This window comes from Oleiphilus sp. HI0132 (genome assembly GCF_001635845.1).
The window spans coordinates 1-993 of record NZ_LWGJ01001362.1 but is presented as its reverse complement, the minus strand read 5'-3'; the positions used below and the strand labels follow the sequence as shown (position 1 = coordinate 993).

3 protein-coding genes are annotated in these 993 nt (G+C 41.4%); 1 reads left to right on the top strand and 2 read right to left on the bottom strand.

The window, feature by feature from the left end; genetic code table 11:
- A partial coding sequence (locus A3766_RS20870) for a transposase (protein ID WP_197479656.1) occupies positions 1–198 on the top strand: 198 nt, incomplete at its 5' end.
- A 303-nt stretch (positions 199–501) separates the two neighbouring features.
- On the opposite strand, the gene A3766_RS20860 is transcribed toward A3766_RS20870, so the two are convergent.
- Both A3766_RS20860 and A3766_RS32755 read right to left on the bottom strand, forming a co-directional pair.
- Entirely contained in the window at positions 502–714 is a 213-nt protein-coding gene (locus tag A3766_RS20860) for a hypothetical protein (RefSeq protein ID WP_068633897.1), read from the bottom strand.
- Between the two features lie 118 nt (positions 715–832).
- Complete coding sequence (locus tag A3766_RS32755) at positions 833–967, bottom strand: transposase domain-containing protein (RefSeq protein ID WP_369808647.1); 135 nt, start codon at positions 965–967, stop codon at positions 833–835.
- Positions 968–993: the final 26 nt, after the last annotated feature.

Below are 993 nucleotides of genomic sequence, written 5' to 3'. Positions count from 1 at the left end.
GTGATCAGACAACAAACCGTCGAACACCCATTCGGTACAATTAAATTATGGATGGGCGCAACACAGCTACTCACCAGAAGATTTAAGGGGGTCAGCATTGAAATGGACTTGCATGTCCTGGCCTACAATCTTAGACGAATGATCACAATTTTTGGTGTCAGCGGCTTAATCAAAGCTTTGATGACCAATGCATCCTAGGCTTAATCTGATTGCAGCTTCCTGTTGAGGCGCTATTTGGCTTGTATGAGCGGACTATTCTAAAAAGGCTGGTAATCACAAAAATCAAACATCGGCGCCAGATACATGACTGTAGCCCTGTGCTGTTTGTTGTGAACGAAATAAAGCTAGATCTATTTGAAATACGAGTTTTCACACAGCCTGAGCACAAAGCGCTACCTTTTTGAACACTACCGTCTATCTTCTTCACAGAGCGGACCTCATGTTAGTGGAGTTGTTTTCCTAGGTCATAAACAGAGGTAATATTGTAAAGTCTAAGGATTTTTAACGGTGCTGGATAAAATCATCAAGAATATTCAATACGCTATCTGATAAGCCAATAAGTTCTTCAACAGCTCCCTGTAGAGATAATGGTTCAGCGCCTGCTCGTGCAAGCTTATAGATCTCTATACCCTTCGCGTGTACTTTCGGATGAACATCTTCATATAGGTCTTTGAAGCGTTTTTTGGAACTTAGCGACTGGCCCTTATCTGACATTAGATACTTCCCAAGACGACATTGGGTATGATCTTTTAGCTCACTCTCTTGTACGCTGTTTTGTCCAAATAATGCAAAACGGATGTAAACGTAAGGCGAAGCGCACATATCCAAGAATCTAATGATTTAGTATGACATTCCATGGCAGCAGATCTTCCATTTCTGCTTGCTGATCTCTTTTACTAAGTGCTTTCAATAGATAATGAAGATAATCGAATGGCACAAGGTCATTTGCCTTTGCCGTTTCAACAATACTGTAAAGTACACTGCTGGCATGGG